The sequence below is a fragment of the Acetobacter sp. A11-2 genome (assembly GCF_040208445.1).
GTDB lineage: Bacteria > Pseudomonadota > Alphaproteobacteria > Acetobacterales > Acetobacteraceae > Acetobacter > Acetobacter oryzoeni.
The window spans coordinates 2,002,501-2,027,110 of the sequence record NZ_CP157843.1 but is presented as its reverse complement, the minus strand read 5'-3'; the positions used below and the strand labels follow the sequence as shown (position 1 = coordinate 2,027,110).

The window sequence follows — 24,610 nt, the reverse complement described above, 5'->3', positions numbered from 1 at the left end:
AGAATGTTTAACTACTTTCGTAAAGAGATTGAATGGGGCGGCCGCCCACTGATTCTGGAAACCGGTAAGGTTGCCCGTCAGGCTGATGGCGCCGTTATGGTTACCTACGGTGAAACCGTTGTATTGTGCACCGCTGTTGGCGCAAAAGACGTCAAGCCGGGTCAGGATTTCTTCCCGCTGACGGTTAACTATCAGGAAAAAGCTTACGCCGCTGGTAAGATTCCGGGTGGTTTCTTCAAGCGCGAAGGTCGTCCTTCTGAAAACGAAACCCTGGTTTCCCGCCTGATTGATCGCCCGCTGCGTCCGCTGTTCCCCGAAGGGTTCCGCAACGAAGTGCAGGTGATTGCCACCGTGCTGACGCACGATATGGAAAATGATCCTTCCATTCCTGCGCTGATCGGTTGCTCCGCAGCTCTGACCCTGTCTGGTATTCCGTTCTTTGGCCCCGTTGGCGCTGCCCGCGTTGGCTTTAAGGATGGCGCATTCATCCTGAACCCCACACAGGAACAGATCAAAGAATCAGATCTGGAACTGGTTGTGGCTGGCACGGCTGAAGGCGTGCTGATGGTGGAATCCGAAGCTTCCGAACTGTCTGAAGAAGTGATGCTGGATGCCGTAACATTCGGCCATACAGCATTCCAGCCGGTTCTGGATGCCATTATCTCCTTGGCAGAACATGCAGCCAAGGAACCTTGGGCACTGGCAGAGCCAACCAAGGAAGAAATTCAGCTGCGCAAGCAGGTTGAAAAAGCTGGCCGCAAGCTGATTGCTGATGCTTACAAAGAAAAGCAGAAGCAGGTCCGCTACGAAAAGCTGAAAGCTGCGCGTGAAGCGATTGTTGAAAAGCTGACGGCTGATGAACTGGATGTTGCTGCTGCCAAGCCGATGATCAAGGATCTGGAAGCTGACGTGGTGCGGTCTTCCGTTCTGAAAACCGGCAAGCGTATTGATGGCCGTGATCTGGTAACTGTTCGCCCAATCGTGCCGGAAGTGGGTATTCTGCCGCGCGTGCATGGTTCTTCCCTGTTCACTCGTGGTGAAACACAGGCGCTGGTTGTGACCACGCTGGGCACCGGGCAGGACGAACAGGTTATTGATGCGCTGGAAGGTGAATACCGCACCAACTTCATGCTGCATTATAACTTCCCACCCTTCTCTGTGGGTGAATGTGGGCGTATCGGTTCTCCGGGGCGTCGTGAAATCGGGCATGGCAAGCTGGCATGGCGCGCTATTCACCCGCTGATGCCTTCCCGTAAGGAATTCCCGTACACAGTGCGTGTGGTTTCCGAAATTACGGAAAGCAATGGCTCTTCCTCCATGGCAACCGTATGCGGTGGCTCTCTGGCTCTGATGGATGCTGGTGTGCCGTTGAAGCGCCCGGTTGCTGGTATCGCCATGGGCCTGATCAAGGAAGGCGATGATTTCGCTGTTCTATCCGATATCCTTGGTGATGAAGATCACCTTGGGGATATGGACTTCAAGGTAGCCGGCACCGAACAGGGTGTGACAGCCCTGCAGATGGATATTAAGATTACCTCCATCACGCCGGAAATCATGAAGATTGCTCTGGGTCAGGCACGTGATGGCCGGATGCACATTCTGGGTGAAATGAGCAAGGCGCTGACAGAAACACGCACCAACGTGTCTTCTACAGCACCGAAGATCACCACCATGAAGGTGCCCCGGGAAAAGATCCGTGATGTGATCGGTTCTGGCGGTAAAGTGATCCGTGAAATCGTGGAATATTCTGGCGCCAAGGTTGATATTGGGGATGACGGCACAATCACCATTGCCGCAGCTTCTGATGATCAAGCACAGAAGGCCATTGATCGGATCAACGGCATTGTAGCGGAACCAGAACTGGGCCGCATTTACGATGGTAAGGTTGTTAAAACCGCCGACTTTGGTGCGTTTGTAAACTTCCTTGGTGCGCGTGATGGCCTGGTGCACATTTCCGAACTGGCGCAGGGTCGTGTTGGTAAAACCACGGATGTGGTGAAGGAAGGCGATACCGTGAAAGTCAAGGTCATCGGCTTTGATGATCGCGGTAAGGTTAAGCTGTCCATGCGTGTTGTTGATCAGAACACGGGTGCGGATATCACGGAAACTGTGGGTGAAAAGCCCTCACGTGGTCCCCGTCGGGATGCTGAATAAGCATCCCTTTTCGGGTCAGTTTCAACCATACGGATAGTTGCAGGAACGATAGGACGGTCATGAAGGCGATCAATACGGTTCGCATGGGGGGTGTGGATATCCTACCGCTGGTGGAAGGCGGTAAGGGGGTTTCTGTCTCCACAGGCGTATCGGCCGGGGCGTGGGCTGCAGCAGGTGGCGCAGGCACGGTTTCTATCGTCAATGCAGATAGTTATGATGAAAACGGGCAGCCAGTTCCCCAGATCTATCACGGTCGTACGCGCCGTGAGCGGCATGAGGAACTGGTAGATTACGCCATTCGTGGTGGTATTACCCAAGCGCGTGTGGCGCATGAAATGTCCGGTGGAAAAGGCCGGATTCATGCCAATATTCTGTGGGAAATGGGATCAGCCGAGCGGGTGATTACCGGCGTGCTGGAAGGCGCACCGGGCCTTATCCACGGTCTTACATGCGGCGCGGGTATGCCGTATCGGCTGTCTGAAATTGCAACACGGTTTGGGGTGCATTATTACCCCATCGTGTCATCTGCACGTGCTTTTAATGCGCTGTGGAAGCGGGCTTACCATAAATCTGCCGATTTGCTAGGCGGCGTGGTTTATGAAGATCCTTGGCGTGCAGGGGGGCATAATGGCCTTTCCAATACGGAAAACCCGTTAAAGCCGGAAGATCCTTACCCACGCGTTGCGGCTTTGCGTAAACTTATGCGCGGATTTGGATTGGATACTACGCCTATCATCATGGCGGGTGGTGTGTGGTGGCTGGAAGAATGGGAAGATTGGATTGATAATCCTGAGCTTGGCCCCATTGTGTTCCAGTTTGGCACACGCCCACTATTGACGAAGGAAAGCCCTATTCCAGAGGCATGGAAGCAGCGCTTGCTTACCCTGAAAAAGGGTGACGTATACCTGAACCGCTTCTCTCCCACGGGTTTTTACTCATCTGCAGTCAACAACAGTTTCTTGCAGGAATTGCGTGAACGGTCAGAGCGGCAGGTTCCTTTTGCTATGGCAGCAGAAGAAGATCTGGTCGTGCCCTACGGCATTGGTGCACGTAAGCGCGAAGTGTTTGTAAAGGCTGATGACCTGCCGCGTATCCAGCAGTGGGAACAGCAGGGCTTTACTGAAGCCCTTCGTACCCAAGATTCTACGCTGATTTTTGTAACCCCAGACAGAGCGCGTGAGATTCTGGCAGATCAGGCCGATTGCATGGGCTGTCTGTCTGAATGTCAGTTCTCTAACTGGAGCCAGCGTGGCCCCAATTATTCCACGGGCCATAAGGCAGACCCACGTTCTTTCTGTATTCAGAAAACATTGCAGGCTGTGGCACATGCCAGCGGGCCAGATGCGGCTCAGGTGCTGGATCATAACCTCATGTTCGGTGGTACAAACGCATGGCGCTTTGCGACCGATCCTTTCTATGCCAACGGGTTTGTGCCAACGGTGCAGCAGTTGGTGGATCGGATTATGACCGGGCGTTAAATCCAGCCAAGGTAAATACTGATTATCCAAGAAAAAGGCGGTTCCCATAGGGAACCGCCTTTTTTCATTAACCTATGTATTGGGTTTTTATCGGCTCATCCGGGAAAGTTTTTTATCTGTTTCATATTGGTTGAGCGCATAAACAGACCAGATAGCTGCCGGAATCCAGCCAATAACAGTTATCTGCAATATCAGGCAGATAATGCCCGAAAATGGGCGGCCAATCGTAAAAAACTGAAACCACGGAAACAGTAATGCCAAAAGTAGGCGCATGGCTGGAACTCCTTATAGTGTGCAACATGATGGGCACAGCCTTTTGCCCGAAGCAAGTCTGCTATTTCAGCCGCTAGGTGGTGCGGGTTTTGTGTGCTAGAAAATATTCTGCAAGTGCCGGGTAACCGGTGCAGAAGTGGATTTGGCACATGCTCCATAATCTGGAGCGTGCAGCATGACAGAGCGGATAAACCTTGACCGAGATTTCTGACCAGCCGGGTGTACCGGAACCCTCAGACCTTCTGCCCGTAACCATTGAGGAGGAGATGCGCTCCTCCTACCTCGCGTATGCGATGTCGGTTATTGTCAGCCGTGCGCTGCCGGATGTGCGAGATGGTCTTAAGCCTGTTCATCGTCGCATCCTGTATGCCATGCATGAAAGCGGTTTTACCTACGATAAACCTTATCGCAAATCTGCCCGCGCAGTTGGTGAGGTGATGGGTAAATACCATCCGCATGGTGACTCCTCTATTTACGATGCCATGGTGCGTATGGCTCAGTCTTGGTCCATGCGGGTCAAGCTGATTGACGGGCAGGGTAACTTTGGCTCGGTGGATGGTGATAGCCCCGCCGCCATGCGTTATACCGAAGCTCGGCTGGCCAAAGCTTCCACATTTCTGTTGAATGATATTGACCGCGATACGGTCGATTTTCAGCCGAACTATGATGAAAGTGAAGAAGAACCAACCGTTCTTCCTGCCACTTTCCCAAATCTGCTGATCAATGGTGCCACGGGTATTGCGGTGGGTATGGCCACCAATATCCCTACGCATAATCCATCAGAAGTTATTGATGCCACGCTGGCACTGATTGCCAATCCAGATCTCTCACTTGATGATCTGATGGAATATGTGCCGGGGCCGGATTTCCCCACAGGTGGTATTATTCTTGGGCGGTCTGGTATCCGCAGTGCGTTTGCTACTGGGCGCGGGGCCGTTATTATTCGTGCCAAGGCAGATATTGAAGAAATTCGCAAAGACCGTAAGGCCATTATCGTTACGGAAATTCCGTATCAGGTTAACAAGGCCACTTTGCAGGAACGTATTGCCGATCTGGTACGCAACAAGCAGATCGAAGGCATTGCCGATATCCGTGATGAATCTGATCGCTCCGGTATGCGGGTGGTTATCGAAATCAAGCGTGATGCCACACCAGAAGTGGTGCTGAATCAGCTTTATCGTTTCACCCAGCTTCAGACATCCTTTGGCGTGAACATGCTGGCGCTGGATGGTGGCAAGCCCCGCCTGATGGGGCTGAAGGATGTGCTGGAAGCCTTTATTGCGTTCCGTGAGGAAGTGATTCTCCGCCGTTCGCGGTTTGAGTTGAACAAGGCGCGTGATCGCGGGCACATTCTGGTGGGGCTGGTTATTGCCGTTGCTAATATTGATGCCGTTATTGCTCTGATTCGTGGAGCGCCAGATGCCGCTGCAGCGCGTGAAGCGCTTATGGCTGCGCAATGGAATGCCGCAGATGTAGAACCTTTGCTGGCTCTGATTCATGATGACGGCAACGTGGTTGTAGACGGCAAGGTGCGTCTGACAGAAGCACAGGCACGCGGTATTCTGGAACTGCGTCTGCAACGCCTGACAGGGCTGGAACGCGATAAGATCCAGCAGGAACTCTCGGAAGTTGCTCAGCGCATTAACGAGCTTCTGGAAATTATCGGCAGTCATGTCCGCCGCATGGAAGTGCTGCGTGATGAACTTTCCGTAGCCCGCGCAGAAATTGCCACCCCACGCATGACCGAAATTGCGGATTATGCGGGGGATCAGGATGATGAAAGCCTGATCGAACCTGGCCAGATGGTTGTAACCATTACGCGGGAAGGGTTTATTAAACGCACGCCGCTGGATGTGTTCCGTGCGCAAAACCGTGGTGGCCGCGGTCGCACAGGTGCCAGCACCCGTGGCGATGATATTGTTGTACGGTCCTTTAATGCCCACACCCATCAGTGGGTCATGTTCTTCTCTTCTGGCGGTAAAGTGTATCGTCAAAAGGTCTGGCGTCTGCCAGAAGCCGGGCCAGCCGCCAAAGGCCGTGCCTTGGTGAACCTGTTGCCAGATTTGGGTTCTGATAGCATTACGGCTGTGCTGCCACTGCCGCAGGATGAGGAACTGTGGGAGGCCCTGCATCTGGTCTTTGCAACAGCCAGCGGCAATGTGCGCCGTAACCGTTTGAGTGATTTCCGCAATATCCGCTCGTCCGGCATGATCGCCATGAAGCTGGATGAAGGGGATAGCCTGATAGGCGTTGCCACCTGCCGGGAAGGGCAGGATGTGTTCCTTGCTACACGTGGGGCACGGTGTATCCGCTTCCAGATTACCGATGACACATTGCGTGTGTTTGCTGGTCGTGGGTCTTCTGGTGTGCGGGGTATCCGCCTTGCAGAAGGTGACCGCGTGATCAGCCTTGCTGTGCTGAATCATGTTGAAGCAACGGTAGAAGAACGCTCAGCTTACCTGCGGATGGCAAATGCCAAGCGCCGGGCTGAAAACGCAGCAGAAGCGGCTGAGGAAGATGCAGATACCGTGCAGGCCGATTCGGATGAAGAAGAAGGCAGCAACACCGATGCACTGCTTTCTCCGGAACGCTTTGCGCAGCTCGAAGAAGCTGAAGAAATTCTGCTGATTGTCAGCGATGGTGGCTTCGGGCGTCGCTCTTCCGCGTATGATTACCGTGTAAGCGGGCGTGGCGGGCAAGGCATTACCAACATGACGTTCTCCGCCAACAAGCGCGGAAAAGAAGTGGCTGCCACCTTGCCTGTTCTGGAAGGCACGGATGTGATGCTGGTAACGGATGCTGGTCGTCTTATTCGTGTGCCGGTTGATCAGGTACGTGTCATGGCGCGTCAGGCCAGCGGTGTAACGCTGTTCCGCCTGAATGATGATGAACGCGTCACCAGCGTCTTCCCCGTTATGGATGATGGTGAAGATGAGGCAGGAGAGGCTGAGGGGGAATGAACACCCCTGTAGGCTCCGTGCCCAAGCGGGTAGGCTTTTACGCTGGCACGTTTGATCCGGTAACGGTTGGCCATCTGGATGTGATTGAACGCGCATCCCGTTTGGTGGATCGGCTGGTGATAGGTGTGGCCCACAACCCCGGCAAAAATCCGCTTATGCCATTGGATGAGCGGATTGCCTGTGTGGAAGAAGCCTTACCTGCCATTCGCCAGAATACGGGTGGGGATATTGTGGTGGTGCCATTTAATTCCCTGTTGGTGAAGGCTGTGCGAGAACACGGTGCAACGCTGATTTTCCGCGGTCTTCGGGTGCTTTCGGATTTTGATTACGAAATCCAGATGAGCGGCGTAAACCGCAAACTGGATGCCGGAATTGAAAGCGTGTTCCTTATGGCTTCGGAACACACCCAATTTATTTCTTCGCGTCTGGTGAAAGAAATTGCCAGTTACGGCGGAGATATTTCGGAATTTGTAACACCAGGCACGCAGGCGCGTTTGTTGGCACGTCTAGCTGACAGGAAAAACGTTTCTGTCTGAAGTGGCAAGCATGGGTGTTGCAAACACAAGGAGAGTTTCTGATGTCTTCAGAAGATAAAAACGATATCATTCATATGGATATCCCGCACGGTCGCGTCATTATCAGATTGCGCCCGGATCTGGCCCCCAAGGCTGCGGAACGTATTCGCACGCTGGCGGCAGAAGGTTTTTACGATAACGTACCTTTCCACCGTGTTATTCCCGGCTTTATGGCTCAGGGTGGTGACCCAACGGGCACGGGTATGCATGGCAGCAAACTGCCGGATCTGCCTGCAGAGTTCACCAACAAAGCCAAGTTTGAACGTGGCACCATCGGCATGGCTCGGACGTCTGATCCGAACAGTGCCAACAGCCAGTTCTTCATCATGTTTGAACCTTCTCCGCACCTTGATGGCCAGTACACCATTGTGGGTGAAGTGATTGAAGGCATGGAAAACGTAGATAAAATCAAACATGGTTCTGGCATGTCCGGCATGGTGAAGGATCCGGATCGGATTTCTCGCATGCGTCCGGCAGTCGGCGAAAAATCCTGATTTTTCGAATATCTGCAAAAAAGCGTCACTCCTGTTGGGGGTGGCGCTTTTTTTATGTCTGAAAGCAATCAAAACATCTGATTTTACAGGAATGGCACAAAATTCTTTCTACTGCTTGACAGAGGTAAGGTAATCCGTTTAGGAACACCTCCATCGCGCAGACATCAAGTTTTGCACGGTTAAAGGTGTGAGCCGGTAGCTCAGTTGGTAGAGCATTCGACTTTTAATCGAATGGTCGAGGGTTCGAGTCCCTCCCGGCTCACCATTTTAAAATCTTCCAAAATATAGCAAGATAATTTTGCCCATATATCTCTTGGGCTACGCCGCGTTTTCCCATGGCGGAATTGGGCCATAACACTGAGCAAGATAATCAATCATGGCACGGACTTTTAAGGGAATACTTGTGCCGGGCGCATAAACGGCGTGTAAGTCTGGTCCCGGTGTGGTGGGGTAATCTAGCGATAAAGCAATAAGTTGGCCGCGTTGCAGTTCTTGGCTCACAACAAAAAGCGGCAAATAAGCAATGCCAGCGCCAGCTACTGTGGCCTCCCGCAAGGCATCTCCATTATTGGCGGACAGCAGGCCGGAAACAGAAACGGTTTTTTCTCCGTTTTCTCCAAAATGCCAGCGAGATGCGCTGTTGTTTCCGCTCAGGGTATATCCAAGGCAATTATGATGCTGCAATGCATCGACATGCGTGGGGGTGCCAGCTTTTGCCAAATAAGCAGGTGAGGCACAGATAACCATACGCACAGCAGCCAATTTACGTGCACGCAGCGTGCTGACTGTTAGATTGCGGATACGCAGAGTGAGATCCCAGCCTTCCTCAACCAGATCAACAGGTCTGTCATTCAAGCCAAGTTCTATCTGAACCTGCGGATATCTTCGGCTAAATTCAGGCAGATAAGGTGCAACATACCGTATGGCGAAGGAAACAGGGGCATTCAGGCGCAATTGCCCACGCGGTTCACGATACTGTTCGCTTACGGTTTGTTCCATGTTTTCTACATCGGCCAGAATGCGCTGGCAGCTTTCCAAAAACAGGCGTCCCGCTTCAGTTAAGGAGAGATGCCGTGTGCTGCGTTGAAACAGGGAAACGCCTAACCGTGTTTCCAATGCCGTGACATGTTTGGTCACCATGGTTGGAGAAAGCGCCATAAGGCGCGCGGCACCCGTAAAGCTACCTGCGGCTACAACTTTGACAAAAATCTGCATACTGGTGATGCGATCCAGCATTTATAGCGCCCCAGCATGATGGAAACGGTTAGTTTTTTCTAGCATAGGCTGTGGCTCCTTTGTCATGCAGGCCGTATGCTGCCAAAAGCAGCATTGCAGCATGTTTGAGGTTGGAGGAGATGTGGCAACAGGTAAATCTGTAATGGGCAAATACATGTGCGGAATGCTTTCTGCGTGTTTATTGCTGCCCATGTTGCCAGCTGTAGCCGGTGAAGATGGCCTGCATGCTCTTCCCGTTCCTGCTGTGCAGGAAGAATCTCTGGATGGTCAGCAAGGGGCATCTCTTTTTCTGCCTATAGGGGCAGAGGTTGCTCTTGCCGCTTTTTGGTCTGGGCCTGATCTACTGATAGTGGCGGATCGTCCTGTAGCATCTTTGGCGCACAATTTTGCAGGCCAAGGCATTTTTGCAGATACGGATGTTACGGTTCTGGAAAGTGCCACCGTTTTGCGTGTTCATATGCCATCTCATCCGCATATTGTGTTGCGCAAAAAGCTAGATGGCTGGCTGGTGGTGCAGCTTCAAAAAGACGATTCAGATCGCACAAAGTCTGCACCGCCTGCGGTTATGCTGCCAGAGGCCGTTCTCTTTCCACAAAAACAGTCTGGTCACGTTATCTCGTTTCCAGATCCAGCTACCGGCACACGGTTGCTGATTGTGCCAGCTGTGATGGAAACCGGAAATCGCTCTGCCTATAGGGCCATAGGGTATGGCGTGCGTGCATCTGCCCAAGGTGTTGTGGTGGCAGCAGATTCATCGCAGATCAGATTGGACGTTGTCACAGACAAAGGCGTCTTTCTTTCAGCATTGGGGCTGGATGCTTTGCCAGTAGGGCTGGGAACACCAGAAACAGCACCGCTGGAAGGTGGGCAGGATTGGTTCTGGTTGGGGTTACGTTCGGCGCCAGCTGCTATTTTACAAAAGGACTGGCTTACAGCAAAAACTGATGCTGAAAAGGCTCCACCTTCTTTGCGGTGGCCAGCGCAGGTTGCTGCTGCACGCGCTGCTTTTGCGGCCGGATATCCGGAAGATGCGTGGCATCTTGTTAAGAATATGCCCCAGCGTTCTGCACCAGGCGGCCCACCAGTGGGAGTGCTCTTTCTGCGGGCATGCGCAGCGTTGCTAAGCCACGATGTAAATGCTGCAGCGCCCGTTCTGGCGCAGATGGAAGGCGCAGTTCCAGAACTGGAGATATGGCATGCGCTGTATCTGATGTTGAGTGGTGCAAACAGCAAAGATGCATCTGTTCTGCTTGCACGCCATTACGAACAGATCCTGCGCTATCCACAACCGTTGCGTGATCTGCTTCTTCCTCAGGTTATAAATTATATTGCACGTTATGGCACGGATGAAGCAGCATCCATTCTGGAACCTCTGCCCACTGATGGCGTTTATGATCTCGCGCGTGCGCTTATGCAAAACCGTGAAGGAAATGCAGAGGCAGCACGGATTACGCTGGAAAATCTGACAGCTGCAGCAGACTCGGAAAAAGCCGCTTATGCGCGTGCAGATCTGGTGAACTTTCTGTTGCAACATGATCAGATTGATGCCGGCATGGCTGCAGAGAGCTTTCAAAACCTTCTTGATGGGAAAGAAGGCGTTGGAAAGGCTGTGCCTTCTGCGCGCGCATATACCAATTTCTTATTATCTTCAGCACTGGTGCAATGCGGCCGGGCAAAACAGGCTTTAACAGTGCTGAATGGGCTTTCTGCCTCGGCACAAATGCCACAGGATAGGTTGGAGGTTTTGCGGCGGCAGGCCTTGTACGTGCTTGCGTTTAATACTCTGCCATCAGGCAAGGCAGTGGGCGGAGAGGACGGGGCATTATCTGCAGAGCAACGGGTGCATATTTTGCAAACCCAACTGCCTTTACTGGAAGATAATACATACAAGGCAAAATTGTTGAGAGGCTACGGAGCGCTTCTGTTGCAGATAGGGCAGGCTGATGCTGCGGTTATGGCGTTCAAACAAGCCGTTGTGCTGACAGCTGACCCAGTAGCACGAGCAGAAATACAGGAGCAAATTGTTCAGGCCGCTTTCAAGGCAGGTAATGTAAATGCCGCTATGGTGGCATTGGAACAAAGCACTGTGCCCGGCTTGCCGGAGGATATGGCTGCACGCCGCCATTATGATGAAGCGCATCTTGCGCTGGCCAAAGGGGATAGAGCAGGCGCATTGGCCCTACTGGCTGATGATGAATCCGATACGGGTTTGGAACTGCGCGGGCAATTGTATGCGCAAGGCAAGCAATGGGCAGATGCTGTGCAGGTGGTTGGGCGTTTGGCTAGTCATGCCCTGCCAGAAACAGGGGCTTTAACACAGCGTCAGCAAGACCTTGTCATGCAGCTTGCGGCCGATTCTGCCGCAGCACATGATGCAGATACCTTGCAGCGCCTTAAGGCTTGGCTGGGAGGGCGAACGCTGGGAAAAGAGCAAAATCGCCAGTTTGACATTCTTGTGAAACAAACTGTGCATTCTTCTACAGAGCGTTGATTATTCTGTATTTTAGGGTGGCGGGTTTCTGAAAAATTGATGAAACACGTAAATAATGCTTGCAACGTAGGCGCAGGGGTCCTACCAAGCGCGCTCTTGGCCCAAGGGGGCAATTTTTGCCCAACAGGCTGTCTACTGGTTTGGGGGTACGTCAATGAACGCACTTGCTCAACTGGGGATGGTCTCGGAACACCCGAGCAATAACCAGGCATTTTCTGTTCCGGTCTCGTCTGCTGACGAAGAGCGTAAAGATTACTTCGTCGAAAAGAATGGCGAGAAGTTTGCAGGTACTCACCTGCTTGTCGATATGTGGGGCGCCACAAATCTGGATGATCCAGAAAAAATCGACGCAACACTGTGCGAAGCAGCGCGTGCTGCCGGGGCCACAATCCTGCACAGTCATTTCCATCATTTTTCACCCAACGGGGGTGTTTCTGGCGTGGTGGTGCTGGCTGAAAGCCATATTTCCATTCACACATGGCCAGAACGCGACTTTGCTGCGGTGGACATCTTTATGTGTGGTGCGTGTGATCCGCACCTGTCCATCCCTGTTATGCAGCGTCTTTTTCAGGCCAAACGGCTTGAAGTGGATGAAGAACGCCGCGGCCGCGTAGTTGCCTAAAGGCTGTTTTTCTTAAAGTTGTAAACTCTGTTTGACGGTCGTGCTGATACAGTTCTGAAAAAGGGCGGTGTCAGCACGGCCCATCTGCGTATGTGGAAGATAAAGCTGGTATGGCAGAAACATGGATTGAAGAAACCCTGTACGATAACTGGGGGCAGCGTTTCCGTGTGGTAAAGGAACTGGCACGCACGCGTAGCCCGTTTCAGGATATTGTTGTTTTTGAAAGTGACTCCCACGGTCGTGTGCTCATGCTGGATGGCGTGGTGCAGATTACCGAGAAGGATGAATTTGTTTATCAGGAAATGCTCACGCATGTTCCGCTGTTTACACATGCCAACCCAAAAAATGTGCTGATTATTGGCGCAGGGGATGGCGGTGTTCTGCGCCGTGTTCTGGAGCATCCCGGTATCGAAAAAGCCGTGATGGTGGAAATTGACGGTGTTGTTATAGAACTTTCAAAACAGCACCTTCCGTCTATCGCAGGGGATGCATGGAACAACCCACGTGCAGAAGTGATTGTGGGAGACGGCATAGATTACGTTGCCCGCGCGGCGGATGCCTCGTTTGACGTGATTATTGTTGATAGCACAGACCCGATAGGTGTGGGCGAAGTGCTGTTTACAGATTCCTTTTACGAACACTGCGCACGCATTCTGACCTCTGAAGGGCTGATTGTGAACCAGTGCGGCGTGCCCTTTATGCAGGCAGATGAACTGCATGAAACCAGCGTGCGGCGTGCAAAGTTCTTTCCGCATGTGTCTGCCTATGTGGCCGCTGTGCCAACCTATGTGGGTGGGTTCATGACGTTGGGGATCGCCAGTAAAGGCAGCAACCTGCAAGCGCAGGATGTAAAGCAGGTGCGCGCCCGTGCGCAGGAAGCTGGTATTTTAGGAAAAACCCAGTACTGGACGCCTGAAATCCATGTAGGTTCGTTTAATCTGCCGCCTTATATTGCCAAGCATTTGCCCAAAGCTGCTGGCTAATACGTGTAACAGGGGCCGTGATTGACTTGAAAGCGAAATGATGTCACGGTTCCTGAACGCAGAGGGAGAGACTGGCTTGGCCAGCGCCGAAGGAGCAACCGCCCCGGAAACTCTCAGGCAGAAGGACCCTGCGTTTTAAAACTTCTGGAGAGAGGTGCAATCGCACCCGCCGACGGGATAGCGATCTCAGGCAAAAGCACAGAAGGGGCAGCGGATTGTGTAATCCGGAGCCTCGTGTTGTGCTGATGTGTCTGTCAGATTGCAGTGGGTTCCGGCCTTTTTGGCAAGGCGGCGTGCATGGGCACCGATACTCTCCTTCATACTCCCCTCTATTCATTGCATGAAGAATCCGGCGGCAAGATGGTGCCGTTTGCGGGTTATGCCATGCCTTTGCAATATGCAGATGGCATTATGGCCGAGCACCGGCATGTGCGTGAGCATGTTGGGTTGTTTGATGTTTCCCACATGGGGCAGGTGCTACTGCGCCCCCGTTCGGGCGATGTAGATGATGCAGCTTTGGCGCTGGAAAAACTGGTGCCTGCAGATATTGCTGCCCTTAAGCATGGTCGCCAGCGTTATACCCAGTTCACCAATGCCGAAGGTGGCATTCTGGATGATCTGATGGTGGCGCGCCTGGAAGATGGCCTTCTGCTGGTGGTGAATGCTGCATGTAAGGAAGCTGATCTGGAACTCCTGCAATCTGAACTGGTGGCAGAATGTGTTGTGGAGTTGCAGGAAGATCGGGCGCTGCTTGCCTTGCAGGGGCCAGAAGCCGAACAGACTTTGGCTGTGTTTGCCGATGATGTGCGCAAGATGGTGTTCATGGATGTGCGCACGCTGGATGTGGATGGTGCTCGCTGTGTGATTTCCCGTTCCGGCTATACGGGCGAAGATGGGTTTGAAATTTCTGTTTCCGCCAAGGATGCAGATCGGGTTGCCCGTAAACTGCTGGAACAGCCCAACGTAAAACTGATCGGCTTAGGTGCGCGAGACAGCCTGCGGCTTGAAGCAGGCATGTGCCTGTATGGTTCGGATATTGATACCACTACCACGCCGGTTGAAGCTGCACTTGAATGGTCTATCCAGAAGTCTCGCCGTAATGGTGGCGCACGTGCTGGCGGGTTCCCCGGTGCGGATATTATTCTTGGTCAGCTTGAAAACGGCGTAAGCCGCCGCCGCGTTGGGTTACGGCCGGAGGGGCGTGCGCCTGTGCGGCATGATGCGCCTTTATATGCAGATGCAGAATTTGCCACGCATATCGGCAAAGTTACGTCTGGTGCATTTGGCCCCACAGTGGGTGGGCCGGTAGCGATGGGCTACGTGGCTACCAATGACAGCCAGATAGGGCATACCGTTTTTGCAGAATTGCGTGGGCGTTCCGTGCCTTCCGTAATAAGTGCACTGCCTTTTGTGCCAGCGCATTTCAAACGCTAGGCCGTTGAGACATAGATTGACTTTACCCTTGGAGAAATTGAGAAAATGACCCTGTATTTCACAAAAGAACATGAATGGTTGCGCGTGGATGGTGAAACAGCAACCGTAGGCATTACGCGCCATGCAGCCGATGAACTGGGTGAACTGGTGTTTATTGAAGCACGCCCATCCGGCACAGAAGTAAAAGCAGGGGAATCCATTGCAGTTGTGGAATCCGTTAAGGCTGCTTCTGATATTTATGCCCCAGTTGATGGTGAAGTTCTGGAAAACAATGCTGCGCTGGCTGATGATCCGGCACGGGTAAGTTCTGACCCAGAAGGGGAAGGCTGGATTGTTAAATTCCGCATTACCAACCCGGATCAGCTTTCCGGGCTGATGGATGCCGCAGCATATGCAGCTTTTGTAGGCTGATTTCTGCCTGATTGGAAAAAATGGCCCGTTCCAGACGGGCCTTGTTCAGGAAAATTTTCTACATGTTCTCCCTTACTCCCGGTTCGGATGCACGTGCTCAACAGAGTATTGAAGCTCTGCCCGCTTTTGCTGCTTTAAAAGCCGAAGGTGCGGCGTTTGCCACACGTCACATTGGCCCAACTGCGGCAGATCAGGCCGAAATGCTGCGTGTTGTTGGTGCTGCCTCTTTGGATGGTCTGATAGATCAGACACTTCCTGCTTCCATTCGCGCCCAGAAACCCTTGGGACTTGGCGCTGGGTGGACGGAAACGCAGGTGCTTGCGCGCTTGCGTGAACTGGCCGGACAGAATCAGGTTATGACATCCCTGATCGGGCAAGGGTATTACGGTACAGTGCTGCCAGCTGTTATCCAGCGGAATATTCTGGAAAATCCGGCATGGTACACAGCTTACACACCGTATCAGCCAGAAATTAGTCAGGGCCGTCTGGAAGCTCTGCTGAATTTCCAAACCATGATTACAGAGCTAACAGGGCTGGATATCGCCAACTCTTCTCTGTTGGATGAAGCCACGGCAGCGGCAGAAGCCATGGCATTGGCCCGTCGGGTGGCGACCTCCAAATCCACCGTGTTTTTTGTGGATGTGGAATGTCTGCCGCAGACCATTGCTGTATTGAAAACCCGTGCAGAGCCTATGGGTATTACGCTCCAGATTGGTCGGCCCGAAACGGATCTGGATGCCCAAAACGTATTTGGGGCCATTTTCCAGTATCCCGGCACATCTGGCCAGATTACAAACCCGCAAAAACAGATTGAAAGCCTGCATGCTGTAGGCGCTATTGCTGTTATGGCGGCAGATCCGCTGGCTTTAACATTGCTTGCAGCCCCGGGTGAACTGGGGGCAGATATTGCCATTGGTTCTACTCAGCGCTTTGGTATTCCCATGGGGTATGGTGGGCCGCATGCAGCGTATATGGCTGTGCGAGATGCCTATAAACGCAGCATGCCGGGGCGCTTGGTTGGTGTTTCGGTCGATAGCGCTGGGCGTCCGGCATATCGTCTTGCCCTGCAAACCCGTGAACAGCATATTCGGCGCGAAAAGGCCACGTCCAACATCTGCACCGCGCAGGTGTTGCTGGCTGTTATTGCTGGCATGTATGCTGTCTATCATGGGCCAGAAGGTTTAAAGGCGATTGCGCAGCGCATTCATGGTCTTGCGGCTACATTGGCGGCTGGCTTGCGGGCGCTGGGTGTAACCGTTGAAACAACCGCATTTTTTGACACGCTGACGGTAAATGTAAGCGAAGGCGCTGCTGATTTACTGGAACGTGCACGTTCTGCAGGCATGAACCTGCGGGATGCAGGGAACGGACGCATTGGCATCAGTCTGGATGAAACCAGCACGCCAGAAACCGTTTACGCTGTGTGGTCTGTTTTTTGTGCCGAGCACGGACGTGTAGAAAAAATGGCGCAGGCCCTTCCGGCAGCTTCCATAACATTGCCCGAAGATGTGCGCCGCCAGTCTGGCTTTATGGCGCAGCCTGTGTTCCGTTCCTGTAGCTCAGAAACAGATATGCTGCGTTATCTGCGGCGCTTGTCAGACAAGGATCTGGCGCTGGACCGGACGATGATCCCGTTGGGGTCTTGCACCATGAAGCTGAATGCCACGGTGGAAATGTTGCCGATTACGTGGTCTGGCTTTTGTGACATCCATCCGTTTGCACCAGGAGATCAGGCAAAAGGCTATCAGGTTCTTTTGCAGGATCTGGAAAAGTGGCTGTGTGCTATCAGCGGTTATGATGCGGTTTCTTTCCAGCCCAATTCTGGTGCGCAGGGTGAATATGCAGGCTTGCTTGTTATTCGTGCGTATCATCAGGCCCGAGGGGAAGGGCACCGGACAGTTTGCCTGATTCCTGCTTCTGCGCATGGCACCAACCCGGCTTCGGCTCAAATGGCGGGCATGAAAGTTGTGGTCGTAAAGTGCGATGCTGGCGGCAACATCGATCTGGAAGACATGCGTGAGAAAATAAAAGCGCATGCGAATGATCTGGCTGCTGTCATGATTACCTATCCTTCCACTCACGGTGTGTTTGAAGAAAACATGCGTGAAATCTGTGATCTGGTGCATGCAACCGGTGGGCAGGTATATGTGGACGGCGCCAATATGAATGCTCAGGTGGGGCTGGCGCGTCCGGCAGATTATGGTGGGGATGTGAGCCACTTTAACCTGCATAAAACTTTCTGCATTCCGCATGGTGGCGGTGGGCCCGGTATGGGGCCAATTGGTGTGCGAGCGCATCTGGCACCTTATCTGCCCGGAAACCCGGCAGATGCAGGGGTTTCCATGGCTGTAAGTGCGGCTCCTTTTGGGTCAGCCTCTATCCTGCCGATCTCATGGGCCTATATTCGCCTGATGGGGGATGAAGGACTTAAACGGGCTACGCAGGTGGCTATTCTCAACGCCAATTATATTGTGAGCCGCTTGAAAGATGCTTACCCTGTGCTTTATCAGGGCGCACATGGGCGTGTTGCGCATGAATGTATTCTGGATTTGCGTCCGATCAAGAATACAACGGGCGTGACCGTAGATGATATGTCCAAGCGTTTGGTTGACTACGGTTTTCATGCACCAACGGTGAGCTTTCCGGTGGCTGGTACCTTTATGATCGAGCCAACCGAATCTGAAGGAAAAGCAGAGCTGGATCGTTTTTGCGATGCCATGTTGGCTATGCGTGAGGAAGTGCGTGCCATTGAAAATGGCGAGGTGACGGCAGAAGATGCAGTACTGCGTCATGCGCCCCATACAGGCCTTGCGCTGACAGCAACGGAATGGGCGCATCCTTATACACGGCAGGAGGCATGCTTCCCCGGTAATGTGCAGCTAGCAACCAAATATTGGCCACCGGTAGGCCGAATTGATAACGTATATGGTGACAGAAACCTGGTTTGTTCTTGTCCGGATATTGCGGAATGGATGGAATAAACTAGACGTTTCTTCTTGTTATTGGAAAAAGGGGAGCAGCCAATCAGGTTGCTCCCCTTTTTTATATTCTGCCCCGGCGGTTTTGGAGCATGGAAAAGGCAATAAAAAAAACGCCCGACAAAGCCGGGCGTTGAAAAAACTGTTTCGTGCAGAAACTAAATGTAGATTTTAGTTATTATCATCAAAGGCAATATTGGGATCTTCCTGACCAGCGGATATCTGGCGAGGTGTTGCCGGGGCCTGAGCCAACTGTGTTGTCGTGCCTTTCTTGGCCCATGCCGTCATAACTTCCTGCTGCATGTTCCGTTCTGCACCAGGGTGGCGGGCATAAATAAAGCCATAGGTTGGATAGATAGACCCGAAGCCACCAGAATGATTGTTCAGCGCCACACGCACAGCAGACCAATCATTGTTGGGGGAAACGTCAATCACGGCCACGTTGCGGCTGATGCCTGCCTGTGCCCAATGTGACTGATCGATCATAATCGTACGGTTATCTACAACATTGCGCACCACAGCAACGTGGCCCAAGGGCATGCGGCGTGTTGCGCGGAAGTTCAGCACACTGCCTGCTTCTGGGGCATGGCCGCGGTCATAAACGCCGCTTGCATTATGCCACCAGTCACGCGCATTGCCATGTAGCATTACTTCAGATGCAGATTTGGCGTAAGCAACGCACTGGATAACGTGCCCACCATGATACCCGGACCGATAACGCCCCGCAGCAGGGTGCCAACGGCCACCTGCATATCGGCCAGCAGCATGACCGGATGCAGAGAATACGATTTTATGCACACCGGTATGATGAGAAGCCGCATGATAGGTGCGGGCAGATGCAGATGCAGTGAAAGCAGAAACGGACAGAAAAGATAAAACGGCCAGCTTCAGTTTGAGAATTCCGGACCGTCCGTGCCGCATTGTGCTTACCTTTCCTGATCGCATTTGCCGTGAGTTGGGGTACTGCAATGTTCGGGTTCAGGTATTAAACATCCATGCAGATCAGGCAAGCGTTCATTGCGCACCAAAATCGTTAAAGTTACTCTTTGCTGTATTAATGGGTATCAAAAAGAAAAATTAGGATTTTAATCCTAACTGGTGTCACGAATTCGCCTGATTCCGTTTCATTTAGGACTTTGTGTAGGAGAACAGGGAATGCGCGTCAGTTGGTGATGATTCGGGGGAATGTTGCATGAATGCCACGTTCTTTCTCATCACCAACTGGCAGAGATCAGGTCTTATTTTGTGGTGGTGACCATGATTTCCACAAGGATACGTGGGTCGGCCATCACAGCCTGAACGCAAGCACGGGCAGGGGCCATATTTTCTGGCAGCCACGCGCTCCAGATTTTGTTCAGCTTATCGCGGTCATTAATGTCTTTTACCCAGATTTGTGCCTGCAAAATGCGGGTGTTGTCTGTGCCGTGCTGTTCCAGCAGTGTGTCAATCTGTTCCAGCACATCACGTGTCTGGCCTTCAACATCCTGATCCAGATTGCGGGCGACAACACCCTGCGTGAAAATAAAACCGTGGTATTCAACCGCCGCAGAAAGAATGGGGTTGGGGTTGGTGCGTAGGATTTTGCTCATGATGATCCCTTGTTGAAAACAGACAAAACGACCGTTCAGTGAAAACTTGCGGCCTGTTTTGAATTGTCGGAGGGTGTGCCCCGCTGGTCAACTGTCTGGAAAAGACATCTGACGATATATTGCCAGTCGTTCTGGCGTATCAAAATCAACCAGTTCGGCAGAATTGGCCGGAATAAGGCGTATATCAGCGCCCAGATGGCGCAAAACCGCACGCCCTCCCTGATCTCCCGTAATCTGAAGCAACTTGCTGAATTGTGATGGATTCCAGACAACAGGATTGCCAACTTTGCCGTTTCGTAAAGGCGCAGTGGCGGCAGGAGCATAGTGGTTCTGGGTTTCCATCAGGGTATTCAGCAATGTTGTAGAAACCAGCGGCATATCGCCCAGACACATAAGCAGGCTTTGTGCATTTCCTGCTTGAGCAGCCTGAACACCTGCGTGCAAAGAAGCAGAAAGGCCAGAATGTGCATTCAAAACAGTTTGTAACCGTAGTCTTCCTGCTTTGAGGTCATGGTAGAAATATGAGCGGATAACTGCTTCCAGTTCCGGCTGCTCTGGCGGTAAAAGTGCTAGAACAGTTTCAGCTTTGCTGTTGAGAATATTTTTGAGTGTCTGAACCAACATAGGTTGCCCCGCCGCGTCCGGAGCTAACAGTTTGTTAGTGGGGGCAGTACGAGAAGAACGGCCCGCGCATAGCACGCAGGCCCATATTCCCGGCAGAAATGGGGGGGTTACCACCCGCGTATATCTGCCAGGGGAGCATGACGGCGGGTGGCAACAATTTCTGCCATAATGGAAAGGGCAATTTCTTCGGCCCCTACTGCGCCAATAGCCAAGCCAACCGGGCCGCGTATGCGTTTAAGATCTTGTTCGGTAAAGCCAAGAGTTTGCAAGCGTTGTAACCGGCTTGCCTGTGTTTTGCGTGATCCTAAAGCGCCAATATAAAAAGCAGGGCTTTTCAAGGCCGCTTCTAGGGTTGGGTCATCCAGCTTGGCATCATGTGTCAGGGTTACAATGGCGGTCATGGTATCAACCCCCAAGGCTTCCAGGGCTTCGTCCGGCCATTCTGTAATAAGGGTGGTACCACTTTCCAGGCCCGGGAAACGGTCTGGTGTCGCCAATGCTTCTCGCGGGTCTATGACGATGGGAGAAAAGCCGGTTATCTGCGCCATGCGCGCGAGATACTGCGCAATATGTACCGCTCCTACAATAAGCAGGCGCGGAGGTGGAATAATGGGTTGCACAAACCATTTTTGGCCATCTGCTTCTTCTACAGTTGTGCAGCGCCCATCTTGTAGCTGATGGAAGGCCGCTTCCTGCACGGATGGAGGAAGCCCTTCGTGGGTATTTTGTGGGGGAGCTTGTACAAGCACATGCTGCTTACCATCCAAGCTGCGCACGAGTACTGCCGCTTTGCGGGAAGCTTGAAGGTCACATATCTGTTCCAGCAAATGTAGAGGCCATGTGCCTGTTGGGCAGGCAGGGCTTTGAATGGCCTCTACCATAACATCCAGCTTGCCGCCGCAGGCCAACCCAACTTCCCATGCTTTGGCACTGCTCACGCCATAGGAAATGACGGTTGGTGCTTGCCCATCCATAATGTCTTGGGCGTGTAGCATAACATCTGTTTCCACACAGCCGCCGCTTACGGAACCTTCCATAAGGCCACTTTTGCTCATGACCATATTGCTGCCTGCAGGACGGGGAGAACTGCCCCACGTGCCTGTTACGGTTGCGATGGCAACGGCCTGCCCCTGGCGTGCCCAGAGGAGAGCGTGATCAAGAGGCGTAACAAGTTGGGAAAAGGGGGCTGGAACTGTCATGCCTCAATCCTATATCACTCAGCACGCAGACTGCACATCAGCAGCGCAGCAGCGCTGGTGGTTAAATGTCGCATAATACGGCATGCTGGCAGGCTGATAGAGTGATTTGAAAAGGATGTATTCCATGACGGAAGCAAGAGATGGCCTGGTAGTTTACGTTGTTGCAGATGGTGGCAAGGTACGTTTTCTGCATGATGCAGAAGGCGAAATGCGCGATGTGCAGGATTTTGATACGCGTGGCCATGAAGGTGCACCGGGTAAAATGCCTTCCGGCTCTACCCCGGCAGATGATACAAAAGATGCTTTTGCCCGCGTTGTGGCAGACCGTATGAACAGCATGATTGCTCATGGCGGTAAGGTTGATGGTTTTGTGGTGGCTGCTCCGGCCCCCATTATTCATGAAATCAAAACACATCTGAGCAAGCCCGCAACGGCAAAGATTATCAAAACATTCACCAAGGATCTAACCAACGTGCCGGCGCATGAACTGCGTAAGCACTTTGATATTCCAGAAACAGGCTGGGTGCTGCCTCAATAAGCAGAACACTTTGTTGTATAAAAAACTGCCAGACACTGGTTCTGGCAGTTTTTTTTTGTGTAAAACCCATCAAAGCATTGCTCAGGTAATATAGAGAACAGAGGAATTAAGGCATGCAGGTCAATTACCCGGATATGCAGTTGCGTATCATGCCGGTTACGCCATTTCGGCAGAATTGCTCTGTTCTGTGGCATGAAAAAACACGTAAAGCCGTTGTTGTGGATGCTGGTGGGGATGCGGATGTCCTGCTTGATTTCTTAAAAAAAAATATACTGGAAGTAGAAGCCATTCTGCTCACGCACGGTCATCTGGATCATGCCGGAGGGGTGCCGGCTTTGTGCCGAGGGCTTGAAAATACGCAGAAAACCCGGCCAGATGTTATTGGGCCGAATATTCATGATCAGTTTTTGCTCCAATCTATTGTAGAGCAAGCCCGTCATTTCGGGCTTTCGGATTTAGAAAATGCAGATGTTGACCGTTTTACCGAAGACGGTGAAAGTCTGAACTATCTCGGATGTACATTTCGTGTTGTGCATGTTCCGGGGCATACGCCCGGGCATGTTGTATTTGTGGATGAAAAGGCGCGCTTTGCTTTTGTGGGAGATGTTCTTTTTAGAGGAACAATAGGTAGAACAGATTTTGCATACGGTAATAGCCAACAGCTTATTCAAGGCATAAAGGAAAAACTACTTCCTTTAGGGGATGGCATTGTTATCGTGCCAGGGCATGGCGGGCTGACGACACTAGGGGCAGAACGTGCCAGTAATCCATTTCTGCAAAGATGATGGGACCAAGGAGAACAGATAAGGTGCTGACAAAAAAACTGTTGGGGCTGATGGCAGCCTGCATGATCGGCGGTGCCGCGGGTTCTCTCTTACCTGCTTATGCAGAAGAAACCGGAGAGCCAACACAAGCTCAGTCTGAATTGCCGCGGGAAGAATTGGCTATAGTTTCCCCAAGTGGGCGGCATGTTTTTTCAGTTGAGTTGGCAAAAACCCCGCGTGAACAGCAGGTGGGGGAAATGTTTCGCCAGCATCTTCCAGAAAACTCAGGCATGCTTTTTGTGTGGAAAACACCACAGCAAAGTGACATGTGGATGGAAAATACGCTGATTCCGCTGGATATTGTTTTTATAGATGCGGATCATCGTATTCAGGCCATTACAGAAAATGCAGTGCCACGTAGCTTGGCGCGCATCAGCAGTCATGGCCCGGTAGCTGCTACGCTTGAGCTGGCAGGGGGCGTAACTGCCAAGTTTGGCATTACTGTAGGTGATAAGGTGGAAGCACCATCTTTAAGTAAAAAGCTTTAATCAACAGCCGCTCTGGCGGCTAAGATTCTTGCAGTCATCATGGGTAGGGCCAAAAGGTTGCCCTGCGGCGTAGGGCAATAAATTTTGACACTTTTGGTAACTGGAGCCGCCGGTTTTGTAGGCTTCCATGTCACGCAGGCCCTTTTGGCACGTGGCGAACAGGTGATTGGGATTGATAATCTGAATGGTTATTATAATCCCCAACTCAAGCAGGCACGTCTTGCCCTGCTTGAGGCACAGCCGCAGTTTTCTTTTTATCGTTGTGATCTGGGTCAACCAGAAAATTTGCAAGAGCTACAGAAGAACGCCCCCAATATAGAGGGTATCTTCCATTTTGCAGCGCAGGCAGGTGTGCGTTACTCGCTGAAAGACCCGTACGTCTTTGCAGATTCCAATGTGCGTGGGCATGTGGCGATGTTGGAATTTGCGCGTGAACTGCCGAATTTAAAGCACTTTGTGTATGCGTCTTCCTCTTCTGTATATGGGCGTAACCGCAAACTCCCATTTTCAGAAACAGATCCTGTAGATCACCCGGGGTCTTTTTACGCCGTTACAAAACGCGCGGCAGAACTGGCATCATCTGCCTATAGCCATCTGTATAATATTCCCCAGACGGGTTTGCGGTTTTTTACTGTGTATGGCCCATGGGGTAGGCCGGACATGGCTTATTACAGTTTCGCCCGTGCAATTGCGGAGGGGCGGGATGTCACTCTTTATGAAGGGGCATCTTTAGCGCGGGATTTCACATATATTAATGATGTGGTTGCTGCTGTGCTGGCTGTGTACGAACAGGAGCCCCCCGCAACAGAGCCGCGCGTGCTGAATATAGGCAACCATCGCCCGGAACCGGTGAAGTATCTGGTGGAATTGCTAGAGCAAGCTTTGGGCCGTAAAGCCGCAATCCGTTATCTGCCGCGGCCGGAATCTGATGTTGAAAAGACATGGGCCGATATCACGGCCATTCAACAACTCACCGGGTGGGCACCGCAAACCACATTGGAAGAGGGTATTCCTGAGTTCACCCGCTGGTTTCAGTCGTGTGGGCATAATTTCAGTTAGACTGATTCGAAGGTTTAGAATCGGTTTTTTTGGAAATATTGTTATTTTTCAGTGGGTTGAATTTTTTCTGATTTTAGGTGTTGACGTTGTATTGGGGTGGGGTGTAGAAGCTGCTTCACCGAGACGGAGTGGTCTTGGCGGGTTTAGAAAGATCTGCTAGGTTATTCGGCTCTTTTGGCCTTTGACAAGAGAATATGATA

At 52.2% G+C, this 24,610-nt stretch carries 21 protein-coding genes, 1 tRNA gene and 1 riboswitch; of the genes, 16 read left to right on the top strand and 6 right to left on the bottom strand.

The window, feature by feature from the left end; genetic code table 11:
• Window positions 1-3: 3 nt before the first annotated feature.
• Together pnp and ABNV41_RS09855 are read left to right on the top strand one after the other, a co-directional pair.
• The gene (gene pnp, locus ABNV41_RS09860) at window positions 4-2,154 is read left to right on the top strand and encodes a polyribonucleotide nucleotidyltransferase (protein ID WP_050818608.1); all 2,151 of its coding nucleotides are present in this window, start codon (window positions 4-6) and stop codon (window positions 2,152-2,154) included.
• Window positions 2,155-2,213: 59 nt separating this feature from the next.
• Complete coding sequence (locus tag ABNV41_RS09855; protein WP_050818607.1) at window positions 2,214-3,632, top strand: nitronate monooxygenase family protein; 1,419 nt, start codon at window positions 2,214-2,216, stop codon at window positions 3,630-3,632.
• Window positions 3,633-3,719: 87 nt separating this feature from the next.
• Here the strand turns inward: ABNV41_RS09855 and ABNV41_RS09850 are convergent, their stop codons facing one another.
• Complete coding sequence (locus ABNV41_RS09850; protein ID WP_050818606.1) at window positions 3,720-3,905, bottom strand: YqaE/Pmp3 family membrane protein; 186 nt, start codon at window positions 3,903-3,905, stop codon at window positions 3,720-3,722.
• A 194-nt stretch (window positions 3,906-4,099) separates the two neighbouring features.
• Between ABNV41_RS09850 and gyrA the strand changes: the two genes are divergently transcribed.
• From gyrA to ABNV41_RS09830, 4 genes are all read left to right on the top strand, one after another.
• Window positions 4,100-6,865, top strand: a complete 2,766-nt coding sequence (gene gyrA, locus ABNV41_RS09845; protein WP_050818605.1) for a DNA gyrase subunit A — start codon at window positions 4,100-4,102, stop codon at window positions 6,863-6,865.
• Window positions 6,862-7,401 (top strand): pantetheine-phosphate adenylyltransferase, encoded by a 540-nt coding sequence (coaD, locus tag ABNV41_RS09840; protein WP_050818604.1) that lies wholly within the window; start codon window positions 6,862-6,864, stop codon window positions 7,399-7,401. The genes gyrA and coaD overlap by 4 nt, the downstream gene beginning before the upstream one ends.
• A 41-nt stretch (window positions 7,402-7,442) precedes the next feature.
• Window positions 7,443-7,934, top strand: a complete 492-nt coding sequence (locus ABNV41_RS09835; protein WP_050818603.1) for a peptidylprolyl isomerase — start codon at window positions 7,443-7,445, stop codon at window positions 7,932-7,934.
• Between the two features lie 189 nt (window positions 7,935-8,123).
• Window positions 8,124-8,199: transfer RNA gene (locus ABNV41_RS09830), tRNA-Lys, on the top strand.
• A 53-nt stretch (window positions 8,200-8,252) separates the two neighbouring features.
• Here the strand turns inward: ABNV41_RS09830 and ABNV41_RS09825 are convergent.
• Complete coding sequence (locus ABNV41_RS09825) at window positions 8,253-9,170, bottom strand: LysR family transcriptional regulator (protein ID WP_050818602.1); 918 nt, start codon at window positions 9,168-9,170, stop codon at window positions 8,253-8,255.
• A 64-nt stretch (window positions 9,171-9,234) separates the two neighbouring features.
• Between ABNV41_RS09825 and ABNV41_RS09820 the strand changes: the two genes are divergently transcribed.
• The 6 genes from ABNV41_RS09820 to gcvP all read left to right on the top strand — a co-directional run bounded on the left by ABNV41_RS09820 (window position 9,235) and on the right by gcvP (window position 18,092).
• The gene (locus ABNV41_RS09820) at window positions 9,235-11,661 is read left to right on the top strand and encodes a lipopolysaccharide assembly protein LapB (RefSeq protein ID WP_050818601.1); all 2,427 of its coding nucleotides are present in this window, start codon (window positions 9,235-9,237) and stop codon (window positions 11,659-11,661) included.
• Between the two features lie 154 nt (window positions 11,662-11,815).
• The gene (gene speD, locus ABNV41_RS09815; protein ID WP_014457515.1) at window positions 11,816-12,283 is read left to right on the top strand and encodes an adenosylmethionine decarboxylase; all 468 of its coding nucleotides are present in this window, start codon (window positions 11,816-11,818) and stop codon (window positions 12,281-12,283) included.
• 110 nt (window positions 12,284-12,393) lie between these two features.
• Complete coding sequence (gene speE, locus ABNV41_RS09810) at window positions 12,394-13,266, top strand: polyamine aminopropyltransferase (RefSeq protein ID WP_050820275.1); 873 nt, start codon at window positions 12,394-12,396, stop codon at window positions 13,264-13,266.
• Between the two features lie 52 nt (window positions 13,267-13,318).
• A riboswitch (glycine riboswitch) is annotated at window positions 13,319-13,404 on the top strand.
• Window positions 13,405-13,563: 159 nt separating this feature from the next.
• A complete protein-coding gene (gene gcvT / locus ABNV41_RS09805; protein ID WP_050818600.1) occupies window positions 13,564-14,700 on the top strand; it encodes a glycine cleavage system aminomethyltransferase GcvT in 1,137 nt (378 codons plus the stop codon).
• A 45-nt stretch (window positions 14,701-14,745) separates the two neighbouring features.
• Window positions 14,746-15,111 carry a glycine cleavage system protein GcvH gene (gcvH, locus tag ABNV41_RS09800; RefSeq protein ID WP_050818599.1) on the top strand — a complete coding sequence of 122 codons (366 nt, stop codon included), beginning with the start codon at window positions 14,746-14,748 and terminating at the stop codon, window positions 15,109-15,111.
• Window positions 15,112-15,131: 20 nt separating this feature from the next.
• Entirely contained in the window at window positions 15,132-18,092 is a 2,961-nt protein-coding gene (gene gcvP / locus ABNV41_RS09795) for an aminomethyl-transferring glycine dehydrogenase (RefSeq protein WP_349934636.1), read from the top strand.
• Window positions 18,093-18,260: 168 nt separating this feature from the next.
• On the opposite strand, the gene ABNV41_RS09790 is transcribed toward gcvP, so the two are convergent.
• The 4 genes from ABNV41_RS09790 to ABNV41_RS09775 form a co-directional block, all read right to left on the bottom strand.
• A complete protein-coding gene (locus ABNV41_RS09790; RefSeq protein ID WP_050818598.1) occupies window positions 18,261-19,034 on the bottom strand; it encodes a CHAP domain-containing protein in 774 nt (257 codons plus the stop codon).
• A 293-nt stretch (window positions 19,035-19,327) separates the two neighbouring features.
• On the bottom strand, window positions 19,328-19,678 hold the full coding sequence (locus ABNV41_RS09785) for a RidA family protein (protein ID WP_003624223.1): 351 nt from the start codon (window positions 19,676-19,678) through the stop codon (window positions 19,328-19,330).
• Between the two features lie 87 nt (window positions 19,679-19,765).
• The gene (locus tag ABNV41_RS09780) at window positions 19,766-20,416 is read right to left on the bottom strand and encodes an NTP transferase domain-containing protein (RefSeq protein WP_080986710.1); all 651 of its coding nucleotides are present in this window, start codon (window positions 20,414-20,416) and stop codon (window positions 19,766-19,768) included.
• The gene (locus ABNV41_RS09775; RefSeq protein ID WP_050818596.1) at window positions 20,410-21,501 is read right to left on the bottom strand and encodes an XdhC family protein; all 1,092 of its coding nucleotides are present in this window, start codon (window positions 21,499-21,501) and stop codon (window positions 20,410-20,412) included. Before ABNV41_RS09775 ends, ABNV41_RS09780 begins: the two co-directional genes overlap by 7 nt.
• A gap of 115 nt (window positions 21,502-21,616) precedes the next feature.
• Here ABNV41_RS09775 and ABNV41_RS09770 point away from each other — a divergent pair, with 115 nt between their 5' ends.
• From ABNV41_RS09770 to ABNV41_RS09755, 4 genes are all read left to right on the top strand, one after another.
• Window positions 21,617-22,039 carry a host attachment protein gene (locus ABNV41_RS09770; RefSeq protein ID WP_050818595.1) on the top strand — a complete coding sequence of 141 codons (423 nt, stop codon included), beginning with the start codon at window positions 21,617-21,619 and terminating at the stop codon, window positions 22,037-22,039.
• Window positions 22,040-22,152: 113 nt separating this feature from the next.
• Window positions 22,153-22,824 carry an MBL fold metallo-hydrolase gene (locus ABNV41_RS09765; protein WP_050818594.1) on the top strand — a complete coding sequence of 224 codons (672 nt, stop codon included), beginning with the start codon at window positions 22,153-22,155 and terminating at the stop codon, window positions 22,822-22,824.
• The gene (locus ABNV41_RS09760) at window positions 22,821-23,351 is read left to right on the top strand and encodes a DUF192 domain-containing protein (protein ID WP_050818593.1); all 531 of its coding nucleotides are present in this window, start codon (window positions 22,821-22,823) and stop codon (window positions 23,349-23,351) included. Before ABNV41_RS09765 ends, ABNV41_RS09760 begins: the two co-directional genes overlap by 4 nt.
• An 84-nt stretch (window positions 23,352-23,435) precedes the next feature.
• Window positions 23,436-24,410 carry an NAD-dependent epimerase/dehydratase family protein gene (locus ABNV41_RS09755; protein WP_050818592.1) on the top strand — a complete coding sequence of 325 codons (975 nt, stop codon included), beginning with the start codon at window positions 23,436-23,438 and terminating at the stop codon, window positions 24,408-24,410.
• Window positions 24,411-24,610: the final 200 nt, after the last annotated feature.